This is a genomic window from Streptococcus pseudopneumoniae ATCC BAA-960 = CCUG 49455 (genome assembly GCF_002087075.1).
Classification (GTDB): Bacteria; Bacillota; Bacilli; order Lactobacillales; family Streptococcaceae; genus Streptococcus; species Streptococcus pseudopneumoniae.
In genome coordinates this window covers 47,267-61,858 of sequence record NZ_MWSM01000010.1, presented here as the reverse complement: position 1 = coordinate 61,858, position 14,592 = coordinate 47,267, and the positions used below count along the sequence as shown (strand labels likewise).

Annotated in this window: 18 protein-coding genes and 4 pseudogenes; 5 read left to right on the top strand and 17 right to left on the bottom strand. The window is 39.6% G+C overall.

The window, feature by feature from the left end; all coding sequences use genetic code 11:
- Positions 1-337, bottom strand: a pseudogene (locus B4W83_RS02870) (transposase family protein); the annotation flags it as partial.
- Between the two features lie 44 nt (positions 338-381).
- A complete protein-coding gene (locus B4W83_RS02865) occupies positions 382-1,701 on the bottom strand; it encodes a CapA family protein (protein WP_000830203.1) in 1,320 nt (439 codons plus the stop codon).
- Positions 1,702-2,000: 299 nt separating this feature from the next.
- Here B4W83_RS02865 and def point away from each other — a divergent pair, with 299 nt between their 5' ends.
- Positions 2,001-2,612: a peptide deformylase gene (gene def, locus B4W83_RS02855; protein ID WP_001272956.1), complete on the top strand. Its 612-nt coding sequence runs from the start codon at positions 2,001-2,003 to the stop codon at positions 2,610-2,612.
- Positions 2,613-2,656: 44 nt separating this feature from the next.
- A complete protein-coding gene (gene rlmB / locus B4W83_RS02850; protein ID WP_000855766.1) occupies positions 2,657-3,385 on the top strand; it encodes a 23S rRNA (guanosine(2251)-2'-O)-methyltransferase RlmB in 729 nt (242 codons plus the stop codon).
- 38 nt (positions 3,386-3,423) lie between these two features.
- Here the strand turns inward: rlmB and trxB are convergent, their stop codons facing one another.
- The 7 genes from trxB to B4W83_RS02815 form a co-directional block, all read right to left on the bottom strand.
- Positions 3,424-4,335, bottom strand: a complete 912-nt coding sequence (trxB, locus tag B4W83_RS02845; protein WP_000272299.1) for a thioredoxin-disulfide reductase — start codon at positions 4,333-4,335, stop codon at positions 3,424-3,426.
- 65 nt (positions 4,336-4,400) lie between these two features.
- A complete protein-coding gene (locus B4W83_RS02840) occupies positions 4,401-4,625 on the bottom strand; it encodes a DUF4059 family protein (RefSeq protein WP_000926599.1) in 225 nt (74 codons plus the stop codon).
- 76 nt (positions 4,626-4,701) lie between these two features.
- Positions 4,702-5,445 carry an amino acid ABC transporter ATP-binding protein gene (locus B4W83_RS02835; RefSeq protein WP_000590965.1) on the bottom strand — a complete coding sequence of 248 codons (744 nt, stop codon included), beginning with the start codon at positions 5,443-5,445 and terminating at the stop codon, positions 4,702-4,704.
- Positions 5,445-6,245: an amino acid ABC transporter permease gene (locus tag B4W83_RS02830; protein WP_001103446.1), complete on the bottom strand. Its 801-nt coding sequence runs from the start codon at positions 6,243-6,245 to the stop codon at positions 5,445-5,447. The genes B4W83_RS02835 and B4W83_RS02830 overlap by 1 nt, the downstream gene beginning before the upstream one ends.
- 157 nt (positions 6,246-6,402) lie before the next feature.
- On the bottom strand, positions 6,403-6,759 hold the full coding sequence (locus tag B4W83_RS02825; protein WP_000889087.1) for an arsenate reductase family protein: 357 nt from the start codon (positions 6,757-6,759) through the stop codon (positions 6,403-6,405).
- Positions 6,760-6,764: 5 nt separating this feature from the next.
- On the bottom strand, positions 6,765-7,283 hold the full coding sequence (locus B4W83_RS02820) for a methylated-DNA--[protein]-cysteine S-methyltransferase (RefSeq protein WP_001170355.1): 519 nt from the start codon (positions 7,281-7,283) through the stop codon (positions 6,765-6,767).
- Positions 7,283-7,777: a GNAT family N-acetyltransferase gene (locus B4W83_RS02815; RefSeq protein ID WP_000405827.1), complete on the bottom strand. Its 495-nt coding sequence runs from the start codon at positions 7,775-7,777 to the stop codon at positions 7,283-7,285. The genes B4W83_RS02820 and B4W83_RS02815 overlap by 1 nt, the downstream gene beginning before the upstream one ends.
- Before the next feature lie 134 nt (positions 7,778-7,911).
- On the opposite strand from B4W83_RS02815, the gene B4W83_RS02810 reads away from it, so the two are divergent.
- Both B4W83_RS02810 and trhA read left to right on the top strand, forming a co-directional pair.
- Positions 7,912-8,355: a DUF1836 domain-containing protein gene (locus B4W83_RS02810; protein WP_000858726.1), complete on the top strand. Its 444-nt coding sequence runs from the start codon at positions 7,912-7,914 to the stop codon at positions 8,353-8,355.
- The gene (gene trhA, locus B4W83_RS02805; protein WP_001097998.1) at positions 8,355-9,002 is read left to right on the top strand and encodes a PAQR family membrane homeostasis protein TrhA; all 648 of its coding nucleotides are present in this window, start codon (positions 8,355-8,357) and stop codon (positions 9,000-9,002) included. Before B4W83_RS02810 ends, trhA begins: the two co-directional genes overlap by 1 nt.
- Positions 9,003-9,241: 239 nt before the next feature.
- Here the strand turns inward: trhA and pdxT are convergent, their stop codons facing one another.
- The 8 genes and pseudogenes from pdxT to B4W83_RS12230 form a co-directional block, all read right to left on the bottom strand.
- Positions 9,242-9,823: a pyridoxal 5'-phosphate synthase glutaminase subunit PdxT gene (gene pdxT, locus B4W83_RS02800; protein ID WP_000689939.1), complete on the bottom strand. Its 582-nt coding sequence runs from the start codon at positions 9,821-9,823 to the stop codon at positions 9,242-9,244.
- The gene (gene pdxS, locus B4W83_RS02795; RefSeq protein WP_000138526.1) at positions 9,824-10,699 is read right to left on the bottom strand and encodes a pyridoxal 5'-phosphate synthase lyase subunit PdxS; all 876 of its coding nucleotides are present in this window, start codon (positions 10,697-10,699) and stop codon (positions 9,824-9,826) included.
- Between the two features lie 208 nt (positions 10,700-10,907).
- A pseudogene (locus B4W83_RS13270) lies at positions 10,908-11,592 on the bottom strand (transposase); the annotation flags it as partial.
- A 195-nt stretch (positions 11,593-11,787) separates the two neighbouring features.
- Positions 11,788-11,953 (bottom strand): annotated as a pseudogene (locus B4W83_RS13265) (IS630 family transposase); the annotation flags it as partial.
- A 215-nt stretch (positions 11,954-12,168) separates the two neighbouring features.
- The gene (locus B4W83_RS02780) at positions 12,169-12,498 is read right to left on the bottom strand and encodes an ATP-binding cassette domain-containing protein (protein WP_230554368.1); all 330 of its coding nucleotides are present in this window, start codon (positions 12,496-12,498) and stop codon (positions 12,169-12,171) included.
- A 461-nt stretch (positions 12,499-12,959) separates the two neighbouring features.
- Positions 12,960-13,418: a hypothetical protein gene (locus tag B4W83_RS13260; RefSeq protein WP_212750464.1), complete on the bottom strand. Its 459-nt coding sequence runs from the start codon at positions 13,416-13,418 to the stop codon at positions 12,960-12,962.
- Between the two features lie 19 nt (positions 13,419-13,437).
- Complete coding sequence (pduL, locus tag B4W83_RS02770) at positions 13,438-14,016, bottom strand: phosphate propanoyltransferase (protein ID WP_000405172.1); 579 nt, start codon at positions 14,014-14,016, stop codon at positions 13,438-13,440.
- Between the two features lie 23 nt (positions 14,017-14,039).
- On the bottom strand, positions 14,040-14,288 hold the full coding sequence (locus B4W83_RS12230) for a hypothetical protein (RefSeq protein ID WP_000777026.1): 249 nt from the start codon (positions 14,286-14,288) through the stop codon (positions 14,040-14,042).
- A 63-nt stretch (positions 14,289-14,351) separates the two neighbouring features.
- Between B4W83_RS12230 and B4W83_RS02765 the strand changes: the two are divergent.
- A pseudogene (locus B4W83_RS02765) lies at positions 14,352-14,592 on the top strand (IS630 transposase-related protein); the annotation flags it as partial.

The window sequence follows — 14,592 nt, the reverse complement described above, 5'->3', positions numbered from 1 at the left end:
AATCATTACCGTGTCCTCAGCACTAAGATGAGTTTTTAAAATCGTAAAACCACTTTGAACAAGAGTTACTTCAACCCATTGACTCCGATGGGTTAAGTTGCTTTCGTGAATACCAAGATCAGCCGCAATTTCTTCATAAGTTCGATATTCTCGCACATATTGAAGTCGCCATAAGAAGGTATTCTAGGCTTAGTTTAGGTTTTCGTCCCCCTTTTGCGTGTTTACCTTGATAATCTCTTTTTAATACAGCTAACATCTCTTCAAAAGTCGTGCACTGAACACCAACCAGGAGCTTAAATCGTGCATCAGTTAGTTGTTCACTTGCTTCATAATCCATAGAACTATTATACCATATATTGTTTCGCAGGAAGTCTATTCAAGCTAATCCCACTTCAATCCCACATGTTCGTTCATTTCTTTATAGGCTGTATCAATTCGTTCCTTAGTCGCTTCATCTAACTGGTCACGATGACTGCCACCCTCTATAAAATCTTCCAAGATATAGGTTTGATAATGATATAAAGGATAGCCTTCTGGTGAAAAGGTTCCCTTTGGTGTTCGATTGACCCAAGTAGGATGAGCTTTAGCTGTTCCGATAGTTGTTTTTCCATCCTTCTTCTTAATGGTTACATCCATGAGAACGCCACGTTCAGTCCACTTAGCATTTTCTTCATCTCCCATAGATTCAATCCGTTGATTGGAAATGAAGTTCCCCATTGAATAGATAATGAGTTTCTTGTCTCCATCTTTTTCAACCGTTTCAGATGGTTCCACAACGTGAGGATGCCCTCCAAAGATAATATCCGCCCCCCAATCAATCATCTTGTGATAAAGAGCTTTTTGTTCCTCAGTTGGTTCCAATCGATACTCCACACCCATCTGAGGCATGATAATGGTGATATCTGCTTCCTTCTCTGCCCGTTCAATTTCAGCCTTCATCTTATCTTCGTTTAAATCTGAAAGATAACGATTATAGTCTTCCTGAGAAATATACCGTTCAATTCCATTGAATCCATAGGAATAGGCCAAAAGAGCAACCTTGATTCCATTCACTTCCTTAATGACCAACGGAGCCTGATCACGTGGTTCATGCGTATAAACTCCGATTGGAGTGATTCCAGCTTTTTCAATAATATCGGCCGTTGAAATAACTCCCTCAATTTGCGAATCCAAAATATGATTATGAGCTAAATCTAGCACATGATAACCTGCATCCTTAATGGCATCCATAACTTCAGCAGGAGCATTAAAGAGAGGATAACCCGCTAAATAATGATCCTTATTGATGGTTCCTTCAAAATCACCAATAGCTAAATCTGCTTGCTTGAGCCAAGGTGTCACATACTCAAAATTCTCATGAAAGTCATAGGTACCGTCTTCTTTTTTAGCTGAAAAGAAAAGTCCATCGTGGTAGAGCAAATCCCCATTAGCCATAATTCTGGCAGTTTTTTCCTCTTCCTGCTCCTGAGACTTTTGCTTAGTCCCCTCTTGAGAAATAGTATCTCGTTTTTGACTGGTTAAAGGGATTCTTTGGAAACTTTCAAACAACAAGACCAAGCCCATTGATAAGGCAACTGCTAGCAAGAGTACCGCCACAAATCCTTTATTGCTCCACCTGCGATAACTCCTAAAAAAGTTTACCAAGCCCTTCATAAAACGAAAAGCTAAACCACCCTGATTTCGATTTTGTCTTCTTTTCATCTTCATTCTCCCTACTTTCTTATGCAAGCCTTTTCTTTTTATTATATCATAGATAAGTAATTCTTTCACAATTGATACTCTTCGAAAATCTCTTCAAACCACGTCAGCGTCGCCTTACCGTATATATGTTACCGACTTCGTCAGTTCTATCNNCCTACGGCTAGCTTCTTAGTTTGCTCTTTGATTTTCATTGAGTATGAATTGAACTTCCTATCTATTTTCTATAAATCCTAAAGGCTATAATACTTTCAATCCTTGTCATTTTGTGTTATCATGTAGAGGTAATGAAAGGAGAGAAAATGTCTGCAATAGAACGTATTACAAAAGCTGCTCACTTAATTGATATGAACGATATTATCCGCGAGGGGAATCCAACTCTACGCGCAGTTGCTGAGGAAGTCACTTTCCCCCTATCTGACCAGGAAATTATCCTAGGCGAAAAGATGATGCAATTCCTTAAACATTCCCAAGATCCTGTCATGGCTGAAAAAATGGGACTCCGCGGTGGGGTTGGACTTGCTGCTCCTCAGTTGGATATCTCAAAACGCATTATCGCTGTTTTGGTACCTAATATTGTTGAAGAAGGCGAAACTCCACAGGAAGCCTACGACTTGCAAGCCATTATGTACAATCCAAAAATCGTCTCTCACTCTGTTCAAGATGCTGCTCTTGGCGAAGGAGAAGGTTGCCTGTCTGTAGACCGCAACGTGCCTGGCTATGTTGTTCGCCATGCCCGCGTTACTGTTGACTACTTTGACAAAGATGGAGAAAAACACCGTATCAAACTCAAAGGCTACAACTCCATTGTTGTTCAGCATGAAATTGACCACATTAACGGTATCATGTTTTACGATCGTATCAATGAAAAAGACCCATTTGCAGTTAAAGATGGTTTACTGATTCTAGAATAAAGAAAATCCCGTTGCAAGACGGGGTTTTGTGTTATAATAGAGGCATGAAAACAAATGATATTGTCTATGGCGTCCACGCCGTTACCGAAGCCCTCCTTGCAAATACTGGAAACAAACTCTACCTCCAAGAAAATCTCCGAGGTAAGAATCTTGAGAAAGTCAAGGAACTGGCTACAGAAAAGAAGGTGTCCATTTCTTGGACCTCAAAAAAATCCCTCTCTGAGATGACTGAAGGTGCTGTCCACCAAGGTTTTGTTTTACGAGTGTCCGAATTTGCCTATAGCGAGCTAGATCACATCCTTTCCAAAACACGCCAAGAAGAAAATCCTTTGCTATTGATTCTGGATGGTTTGACTGGCCCTCACAACCTAGGATCCATCCTGAGAACAGCCGATGCGACCAATGTTTCAGGTGTCATCATTCCCAAGCACCGTGCTGTAGGTGTTACCCCCGTCGTTGCCAAAACGGCCACAGGTGCTATCGAGCACGTTCCCATCGCCCGAGTGACCAATCTGAGCCAAACTCTGGACAAAGTCAAGGATGAAGGCTTCTGGACCTTTGGAACGGATATGAACGGTACTCCTTGCCATAAGTGGAATACAAAAGGGAAAATCGCCCTCATCATCGGAAATGAAGGAAAAGGCATCTCTAGCAACATTAAAAAACAGGTCGATGAAATGATTACCATTCCCATGAATGGCCATGTTCAAAGCCTTAATGCCAGTGTTGCTGCGGCCATTCTCATGTACGAAGTTTTCCGAAACAGACTATAAAAAAGTTTCCAGTCATCTGATTGGAAACTTTTTTATGATTAACTATGTTCTGTGATAAATTTATAGGCTTCTTGACCAGCGATAGCTCCATCTCCAACCGCTGTTGTTACTTGGCGAAGGTCTTTCTGGCGAACATCTCCAACTGCAAAGATACCGTCAACTGCAGTTTTCATGTGGTTATCTGTCACAATCCAGCCTGCCTGATCTTGGATATTCAATTCTTTAACAAAATCGCTAAGAGGGTCCAATCCAACATAGATAAAGACGCCACCGAAGGCTTGTTCTGTCACTTGACCTGTTTTCACATTTTCAAATACGACAGATTCTACTCGGTTTTCACCCTTGATTTCCTTCACTACAGAATCCCAGATAAAGCTGATTTTCTCATTCGCAAAGGCGCGGTCTTGTAAAACCTTTTGAGCACGAAGTTGGTCACGACGGTGAACAATGGTAACAGTCTTAGCAAAACGAGTCAAGAAGAGGGCTTCTTCAACAGCTGAATCTCCACCACCAACTACCAACAAATCTTGGTCACGGAAGAAAGCACCATCACACACGGCACAGTAAGAAACACCACGACTGTTCAGTTCTTCTTCTCCAGGTACTCCCAAAGGACGGTGTTTAGAACCAGTTGCTACGATAACGGTACGAGTTTCATATGTTTGGTCGTCAGTCATCACTTTCTTAAAATCACCATGGTCTTCGACATTTTCAACATATCCATAAATGTGCTCAACACCGAGATTTTCAAGCGGTTCAAACATCTTTTCTGCCAATTCAGGTCCACTAATATTAGCATATCCTGGGTAATTTTCGATATCAGATGTATTATTCATCTGACCACCTGGCAGACCACCTTCAATCAAAGCTACTTTCAAATTGCTTCGAGCAGCATACAAGGCTGCAGTCATCCCTGCAGGTCCAGCACCGATAATAATAGTATCGTACATATAGTTTCCTTCTTTCTTGTTGTAACTATCTTTATTCTAACTCTTTCTTGTCAATCACGCAAGGATTATGCCTTGAAAACAAGAATTAAACTCATAACCGCAAAGGATAATACTGGAACAACCAAGACCCCAATCATAATCATATCATAGAGATGGGCTTGGCGAGCCTTGGCTGTCTTATCAACTCCCGACATGGCTCTCAGTCCAATCCAAATTCCTAAAAAAATCAGGACGAGGATGGTGGTTAAGATCAAACTCTCGAAATATAAAGAAAATAGTTGCAGTAGCATGATTTCTCTCATTTCTATCTTTTTAAAGAGTAAACTCAGCTAGTCCAGCTAACTGAGTTTTTCTTTATCTATTATATCAAATATAAGTCCGTTTGTAACTAGCGAAGAATTCTTTTGTCCGCTCTTCTTTAGGATGGTGGATAATCTCATCTGGTGTTCCAGACTCGATGATTTTCCCCTTATCTAAGAAGAGAATCTTATCAGCCACTTGGGCTACAAAGGACATGTCATGACTGACCAAAATCATGGTCTGACCTGACTTAGCAGCATCTGCAATAGACTTCTCTACTTCACCGACCAATTCTGGGTCAAGGGCTGAAGTTGGTTCATCTAAGAGCAAGACATCTGGTTTCATAGCAAGCGCACGCGCCAAGGCAACCCGTTGCTTTTGTCCACCTGATAAATGGCGAGGGTAATGGTTTTCACGATCAGAAAGCCCAACCTTAGCCAACTCTTCCTTGGCAATCTTAGTCGCTTCTTGGTCAGATAATTTCTTGACAACAACCAAGCCTTCTTTCACATTATCAAGTGCTGTACGGCGCTCAAACAAATTAAACTGCTGAAATACCATAGATAACTTGCGACGTAGGGCAAGGATTTCTTCTTGAGTGATTTTAGAAAAATCAACCGAGAAATCATCAATCTGAATCGAGCCACTATCAGGTGTTTCAAGATAATTGAGACTGCGAAGAAAGGTTGATTTTCCAGCTCCTGAAGAACCAATCAAGGCTACAACTTCCCCTTTTTGAATATCCAAGTCCAGATGATCCAAGACAGTCTGTCCTGAAAAGGATTTGCTTAAATTCGAAATCTTAATCATTAACGAAGGTCTCCTTTCACATCTGTTTGCACTGTATCTGGTGCAGAAATAGCCATTTTTCTCTCGATGAAACGACCAAGGCTCTCAATTCCGATATTGACTACCCAATAAACAAGAGCAACGGAGATGAAGCGCTCAAAATAACGATAATCGGCACCACCCAAAATCTGAGCTTGGGCAAAGACTTCCACAACACCCGCACTAAAGGCTAGGGAAGTTCCCTTGGTCAAGCCGATGAGGGAGTTAATCAAGGTTGGAGTCGCCACAACGGCCGCATTTGGAATAATCACGCGACGATAAACTTGTGCTCGGGTCATCCCCAGACTACGTGCCGCCTCAATCTCACCAGGATTGACTGAGAGAATGGCTGCACGAATGGTTTCACTGGCATAAGCTGCCTCATTGAAAGCAAAAGCAACAATCGCAAAAGCTGCTGCTGGAATGGCATTGATATTGAGACCAGTCCCCCATTGCTGATTGAGGGCTTTCAAAGCCAAAGGAATTCCGTAGTAAGTCAACATGAGCTGCACTAAAATCGGTGTCCCTTTTAAGAAACTAACAAAGAAGGCCTGCAAGGGATATAAAATCTTAACACGATTGATCTTCACAATGGCAAAAAGAAGCGCCAAAACCAAGCCAAAAAAGGCACCACCAATTGTCAACATAATCGTTGTTGGAAGTTGTTGGACAATTCTCGGGATTCCATCAAAGACCGAACGCAGACTAAAAAGCTTGCCATCCGGAATCAATTGCATCAAGTTTTGGTACCAATCTGATGCTAAAATCGTTGTAACATTCATAAAAACATCCTCTCCTGATAATGATTCATTCTACCATACTTCTGCCGTCAATGAAATTATTTGCTACGGTCAGATACAGTCTTTGTCTACCTACTAGTTTATCATACTTTAAAACAGGGAGGTTATATATTTTATCTATCAGAGAGATAAGTAAAAACTATTTCAATCCCAATTCTTCATAAGGTTTTCGATAACCGATTTGTTTAACAGTTCCATTTTCTACTAAAATTGGCCGTTTTAACAACATACCGTCGCTTGCTAGCAACTGAGCTGCTTCTTGATTTGATAAACTTCCTACCTTATCTTTTATCCCTAATTCACGGTATTTAATTCCACTGGTGTTGAAAAATTGTTTCAACTCGAACCCTGAGGTTTCTAGCCAGTTTAAAATGACTTCTTGGCTAGGTGTTTCTTCGACGATATGAACGGCTTTATAGTCCACACCGAGTTGGTTTAATTCTTGTTTTGCTTTTTTACAAGTTGAACATTTTGGGTATTCGATAAATTCTAACATGTCTTTCACTTTCTATTGTTTCTATCTTTAAAATCTACGCCTTCATGCTCCAAGAGCCAGGCTTTCTTTTCCACTCCTGCGGCATAACCAGTCAGACGCTTGCCTGCTCCCAGCACACGGTGACAAGGTACTAGAATAGACCAAGGATTGCGTCCTACCGCTCCACCAATTGCTTGAGCAGAAGCCACTTGCAGGTCTTGGGCTATTTTCCCATATGTCACTGTCTGACCATAAGGAATTCCCTGTAAATAGGACCAAACTCGCTTTTCAAAATCCGTTCCAATTGGAGCTAAGGGCAAGTTGGATAAATCCTGAGACTGGCCTTTAAAGTAAGCATCTAAGCAAGTAATAACTGGGTCTAAAATGGGATGACTAACAACTGCTTCTATCGTCTCATCTCCTAGTCCCCTCTCAAAATGCTTCTGCTCCTGAACCCAAATTCCATACAAATAATGGTCATCAGCTACGAGAGAAAGGGAGCCAATCGGCGAAGAATAGAGCATTTTTACATACTTCTTTTGCATTATTTCTTTAATTTTTGATAGGCCAAGCGTTCGCCATCAACTGGAACCTTACCAACCTGTTTAAAACCGAGTTTTTCAAAAATATGCTGCATAGCTTTGTTTTCAGCATGCGTATCTGAGCGAAAATCTAGATAATCAAAACCTTCAATCAAGCCCTCTAAGAAGGTTTGAGCGACTCCCTGTCCCTGCACAGCTGCAGCCACAGCAATACGGTGAAAGACTAGGTACTCTGACTCTCCAGCTTGCCAGTTTCCTTCATAAATGGCTTCATAGGCTGCCTCTGGACTCTTGGTCACAGCAGCATAGGCTAGTAGTTCTCCCTCTTCCAAGGCTACATAGGCTTGACCTGAGATAATATCCTCAATAATAATATCAGCATTTGGATAACCATTTTGCCACTGGTCACTACCAGCATCTGCTAAACATTTTTTAGCATCCTCCATCACCTGCATGATGGCATCTACTTCATTTGGAAAAGCTAAACGAATTTCCATCTTTTCTCCTCATTTCTGACTAGTTTCTCCCATCATAGCATAATTTAAGTCTTTCTACAAGCAGTTAAAACTTGACTTTCTGTTTTTGTTATTTTATAATCTAGTCATTAAAACTAGATAAAAAGGAGTTGGAAATGAAAACTACCTTTTCCTACCCAAAATGGGCAGAAATTCCAAACATTGACCTCTATCTGGACCAGGTTTTGCTCTATGTCAATCAGGTCTGCGCCCCTATCTCTCCTGATAAAGACAAGGGCCTGACAGCATCCATGGTCAACAATTATGTGAAACATGGTTACCTAACAAAGCCTGACAAGAAAAAATACCAACGCCAACAGATTGCCCGTCTGATTGCTATCACAACCCTCAAATCTGTATTCTCTATTCAAGAAATCACTCAGACACTGAATACTCTCCAAACTCAAGCAAGTTCAGACCAACTCTACGATGCTTTTGTGGACTACATGAACCAAGGAATGGATCCAGCTAACCCCATTATCCAAACCAGCTGCCAAACCGTTAAACTCTATCATCAAACTTTAGCCTTAATCCATCATACTGAAGAGGAGGAAATCTAATGAATACTAGTCTTAAACTCAGCAAACAACTCAGTTTTGGAGAGGAGATTGCTAATAGTGTGACCCATGCTGTGGGTGCAGTCATCATGCTCATCTTGCTGCCTATTTCATCCACCTATAGTTATGAGGCACACGGATTTTTATCATCTATAGGTGTTTCCATTTTTGTCATCAGTCTCTTTCTCATGTTCCTATCATCCACCATTTATCACTCTATGGCCTATGGTTCGACCCACAAATATGTCTTGCGAATCATTGACCATTCTATGATTTACGTTGCCATTGCTGGCTCATACACGCCCGTCGTCTTGACCTTAATGAATAACTGGTTTGGCTATCTGATTATTGCCATCCAGTGGGGAACGACCATCTTTGGTATTCTCTATAAAATCTTTTCTAAAAAAGTCAATGAGAAATTTAGCCTTGCTCTTTACCTAATTATGGGCTGGTTGGTTCTGACTATCATTCCTGCCATTATCAGTCAAACAACACCCATTTTCTGGAGTCTCATGGTAACTGGCGGACTCTCTTATACAGTTGGAGCTGGATTTTACGCCAAGAAAAAACCTTATTTCCACATGATTTGGCATCTCTTTATCCTAGCTGCGTCCGCACTTCAATACATCGCCATTGTTTATTACATGTAAAACTCTAAGCAGGCAGAGCCTGCTTAGAGTTTTATAATCGAATTTCCTAAAGAGGAAGCAATATGAAAGCCGTCATTGCTTGTGCTCATAAGATCTTCAGAATCATTTACAAACTACTCTCCACCAAGCATACTTATCAAAAAGAAAAGGCGCTAGGACTGAGGAAACAGTTCTAACGCAAAAACTAAAAAAATTTCAATTATAGTATAGCACAGGAAGTGATTTTTTGCGCTTTTTTACTATCTTTTTTCTTCACATATATTTATAAAGTACTGGTGCAAGCGCACATCATCAGTCAATTCTGGATGAAAAGAAGTTACCAACATATTTTTTTCTTGGGCTGCAACGATTTGATTATCAACTGTTGCTAGAATTTCTACATCTTCTCCAACACTGCTGATAATTGGACCACGGATAAAGGTCATTGGAATCTGACCAACTCCCTTACATTCTGCTTCCGTATAGAAACTTCCTAGTTGGCGTCCATAGGCATTGCGCTCGACCACCATATCCATTGTTCCAAGATGACTCTCGTCCTGAGAAGTGATATCCTTAGCCAGCAGGATCAAGCCCGCACAGGTTCCAAAGACTGGTAAACCAGATAGAATGGCTTCTCGAATGGGAATCAGCATGTCCTGGTCTCGTAAGAGCTTGCCCATGGTTGTAGACTCACCACCAGGCAAAATCAAACCCGACAAGTCACTCTGAGATTTCTGAAAATCCTCTAAATTTCTGATTTCAACACTCTCGACACCTAATTGATCTAGCACTTTTGCATGCTCTGCAAAGGCACCTTGCAAGGCCAATATTCCGATTTTCATCTATTTTCCTCGCTCAGCCATGAGAATTTGGATCTCATTTTCATTGATACCAACCATAGCTTCTCCTAGATCTTCAGAGATTTGAGCTAGGATTTGAGGATTACGGAAGTTAGTCACAGCCTTAACAATGGCACTCGCTCGTTTAACAGGATCGCCTGACTTAAAAATACCTGAACCGACAAATACACCCTCTGCCCCTAATTGCATCATAAGTGCAGCATCTGCTGGCGTTGCAACGCCTCCAGCTGCGAAGTTTACAACTGGCAATTTCCCATGTTCATGGACGTATTGAACCAATTCTACAGGGACTTGCAATTCCTTGGCAGCAACATAAAGTTCGTCCTCGCGTAGGTTTTGAATACGGCGAATTTCCTGATTCATCATACGCATATGGCGAACAGCTTGGACAATATCTCCTGTACCCGGTTCTCCTTTAGTACGAATCATGGAAGCACCTTCAGCGATACGACGCAAGGCTTCCCCCAAGTCCTTAGCTCCACAGACAAAAGGTACTTGAAATTCTTTCTTGTCCACATGGAAACGATCGTCAGCTGGAGATAAAACTTCACTCTCATCGATATAGTCAATCTCAATAGCCTCTAAAATCTGAGCTTCAACAAAATGCCCGATTCTAACCTTAGCCATCACTGGAATGCTAACCGCTTCTTGGATTTCCTTAATCATCTTTGGATCACTCATACGGGAAACACCACCAGCTGCACGAATATCAGCTGGAATCCGCTCCAAAGCCATAACAGCAGCCGCACCAGCAGCCTCTGCAATACGAGCCTGTTCAGGATTTTGAACGTCCATGATAACCCCACCTTTGAGCATCTGTGCCAAATTTTTATTTAATTCATAACGATTTTCAGTCATTTGTTTTATCCTCATCATTTATATTGGTAGCTACCATTTCATTTTAAAATAGAACAGAGTGAATCACAAGATAAAAAAAGAAGAATTGTGTGGGTACAGATTGAATCGAGTAGGGGCTAAGACTAGTCCCTCTCACACCACCGTAGGTGCCGTTCGGCATAGGGCAGTTCAACTAATACTCATATCTATTTTCAAAAAGCATTCTGGTTCATTCTCTTTTAACGATGGACTTTACAACACTCCTCTCTAATCCTTGTATGATCTCTTGAAATGTATCAATGCCAGCTTCCAAGGTTTGAAATGCTTTATTCTGGAAGCCACCTTCACCAAGCTCTTTCTGCATCTGTTCAATAGGATTCATCTCTGGCCTGTATGGGGGAATAAAGGGAAAGCCAATATGATTTGGAATAGTTAAGCTACTTGATGGATGCCCTAGGGCATGATCCATGACTAGTAAAATAAAATCAGTTGGATAGGCCTGTGACAGTTCTTGTAAACAAGCTTTCCTCCATTCAGTATGGCATCCTCCGGCAAGCAGGAAAAAGGATGCTCCTCTATAAGCATCAACAGCTCTCTAACAGTAAGAGAATTCATGCACGGAATGACTATGGACAGGAGGACCTATTCCTTTAGGTGGCTAACAAGATCCTAGTTTACTGCCTATCCGAAACCAGCCTCATCTTTGATGCATGAACCCAAGCTTACGAAAGCATCTACTATCTTTAAAGCGTTTTCTTACCTTCTTGAATAGAGATGGGATGTTTAGACGCGGCAATGGTTTGAGCGCCTGCTTTCTTAGGATCTAGGGCAACAGTGCGCCAGCTATGTCGCTTCAACAGTTGACAGAAAGCATCACCTGTGTAGGAACGACTAATCTCCTTTTGATAGGACTGAAGAAATGGAGTATCACTAAACCTCCTGAGAAACAATCTCTAGAACACTTGTCCTACAACGGCCTGTATATCCTAGTCCGGTACGTTATAAGCAATGAATTCATTTTTATTACAATTCAATCTAGATTTTGCAGGAAATCTACTGTAACAACTTCCTCTTCCTCTGAAGTTTTCAAATGACCGGAAAACTATCTATTCCTTGACTGTCATATAAACGTGGTTACAACCACCACGTCTTTCTTGAAGGAGAGAGTCCGAACCTAACTCCTCATCCTTCTTTAAATTTCACCAAACTACAGTCTAGACGCTCTATCATCTCTTGATAGGATTTTCCCATCAAACAAAGCAGAACGATTGGAAGACTTTGTGTTAGAGGCTTAGTAAGGTCTTTAAAGAGAAAGGTGATTTCTTGTTTAGCTAATTTCATGTTACTATCGTACAATGCTTTTTGAAGTATGTCTAGTATTAACCACTCTTTTCATCACCCCACTACAAGTTGATAAAGAGCCACAAAACTTCAAGACTTTTCTAAGTATTTTCGATATAAGCATTAAATATATTTCAGAAAAAGCAACATTAACCTCCCTTAACTGAAACAAACTCAAGTTCACTAAATTGGTTAATAATTCTTTTCAAGTCTTTATCTGCTTTTTTCTCTGATACATCATATTCAGATGTTAATTTTCTCAATAAGTGGTCATATGAAATTGAAGTATCAATTTTAGACCATATAAAAAGATTTCTCTCTCCATCACTTATAACATTGATTTTACTTCGAGTATCCTTTAAATTATCATTAATATCAATTCCATTAATTGTAATTTCTCCTGAATCTTGTTTTAGAAGCGTTGTCATCATTTTTATTAAGGTTGTTTTGCCTGCCCCATTTTCTCCTAAAACTCCAATTATTTTTCCTCTTGGAATTTTTAATGAAACATTATTAATAGCTTACTTTTTCTTTTTAGTAAATTAATCTTCGTTTTTGTAAGATAACTTTTAGATACATTTTTTACTTCTAACATCGGAATTCTCCTAAATTGTTAAATATTCGATCACTTTCTTCTCCATCTTTTTATAACTGAGCAAGCCAATCACAATAAAAACTAATGAGAGAAGTAAAACTTTAAAAATCAATAGACATAGTTGAAGCGATTCCAAATCTCCAGAAGATATTAGTCTAACTATCTCTAAGCCATAAGTAATTGGTAATAAATCACCAACACATTTTAGAAAATCAAGAAGCACTGTCCTAGGAAATGTAACACCAGATACTAAAAATATCAAAATAAATAACGTATTCTGACTTATAAATGTATCTCTTAACCAGAGCATTATGTTAGCAACAAAAACACTCATAGAAAATGATATTAAAACAATAACAACATAACTCTCAACAGCCAATAGGATATTGGAGTTGCCATGAACTTTGCACCGAGCAAAATAGAAATAATAAAAAGTGAACAAAACTCCATAAAAGTTCTTCCAAGCTGTTCAATGAACACGCCTATATAATAGCTGAAAATACTATATGGAGTTATAAATAAGCTTTCCAAGGTTCCCTCTCGAACCTCAACCATCAATGAACGCCCTACATTCATCAAAATAGCAACAGCAACATTGTAGTAAAGCATCCCAGCAGCAGCGAAAGTAAAATAATCAATCACTTCTACTTGACTAACTACTAATTTGTTATTAAAAAGATAATGAGCAATTAACCAATACCCTAAAAGCTGAAAAATGGCATCTAACAATCGATTCAGGAATAGAGCTACTGGAAAAAATCTAGTATACATTTGAAAATTTCTAATTATTAATGCCTTAATCAACTTTCGATAATCTCCATTTCTACTCTTTTATAATCGTGCCAATCTCACCTCCTGATAAAAGAAGTGCATTCGCATCATCAGTATCAATATGCATTTCCAATCTATATTTATCACTCACTCTGCAATGAACATCATGCAAAGTAGCACTTTTTTCGCTTTTTACTTCAACAGAAACTATATCTCCATTTTTAAGACCCATTTCCTCAGCTTCTTCTGTGGCAAAGTGAATATGTCTATTAGCAATAATGCACCCTTCATCTAAATTAACTCTTCCATTAGGTCCTATAATGGTAATCGGTGAAGAGTTTTCAATCTCACTCGAAGTACGTACTGGTGGAGTTATCTTTAATAATCTAGAATCTGTTTTAGAAACCTCAACTTGTGTATAAGGACGAATTGGTCCTAATACCCTGACACGATTAATCTCGCCAGATGCCGACTGAATTGTAACCTGTTCTTCAGCAGCAAATTCACCAGGCTGATACAAATCTTTTAACTTGTTTAGTTGGTATCCTTCACCAAATAAAATATCTAAATGTTCCCTCTTTAAATGAACATGTCTAGCAGAAATGTTAATGATTACTTGATTAATTTCCATGATAATTTATCTCCTTTTCCTATTTATAATACCATATTTTTTTCTGATTCATTATACTCAAAATGAATCAAAGCCTCTTTATTCAGATACATACCCTCTTCATTGAGTAAATGATTCAAATCAGAGTTCCATTGTGACGGTTTATCTCCTATACTTTCTAAGTTCTCAACAAAAGTATAGATATAAAAGTTTGTTGCTCTATATTTTTCACCTCCTATATTAAAATCTCTAAATAAGCTTATTGCTAATATTTTATAGTCGCTTAGTTTCAAACAAGCATGTTATAATAAAGCTATGCATGTAGTACAGATTTTAAACAGCGAGCATTAGATTACATCAAAGAGGGGGCACAGCCATGTCGAGGCAGCCAAGGTTTTTGATGTCGGCGTCAGAACTCTCTTCACATGGAAAAAGAACTTACGTGAACAAGGACACTTAGAGAGGAAAAAGCGAGTCGTCAAAAACCGAAAGATTCCTTTAGAGGAATTGAAATCCTTTGTAGAGGCTCATCCAGATGCTTTTTTACGGGAAATTGCGGCACATTTTGATTGTGCTATCCCTTCAGTATGGGCAGCT